Source organism: Pseudomonas sp. EL_65y_Pfl2_R96, assembly GCF_963970905.1.
In the GTDB taxonomy this organism is placed as follows: domain Bacteria; phylum Pseudomonadota; class Gammaproteobacteria; order Pseudomonadales; family Pseudomonadaceae; genus Aquipseudomonas.
Genome location: NZ_CAXAQH010000430.1, coordinates 1 through 342 on the forward strand (window position 1 = coordinate 1; position 342 = coordinate 342).

Annotated in this window: 1 protein-coding gene; it reads right to left on the reverse strand. The window is 64.9% G+C overall.

All coding sequences use genetic code 11. The annotated features are described in order from the left end of the window. The coding region (locus AACY49_RS31415) for an immunoglobulin-like domain-containing protein (protein WP_339528263.1) at positions 1 to 342 on the reverse strand (342 nt) is incomplete at both ends.

The window sequence follows — 342 nt, forward strand, 5'->3', positions numbered from 1 at the left end:
AGTTACCGCCCTTGGCATCGTCGATTTTCACGCTCAGGGAACCGCCGCCGGCCAACGCATCGTTCGGCGCGGTGAAGTTGACGCTGGCACTGCTCGAGCCGACCGGGATGGTGATGGTCTGGCCGTTCGACAGGGTCACGACGACTGGCGAACCGGTGACTGGAGCGGACACGGACGCGGTGTACACCACGGTGCCGCCTTCGGCCACACTCGAAGTCGCGGTCAGGTTCACCGTCGAGGTGTCGGTGGTGTCGGTGACGTCGGTGGCCGCCGCTGCCGGATTGGTCGCCAGGTTTTCAAAGTTGCCGCCGGCGGCATCTTTGATCGTCACCTCGACTTGGC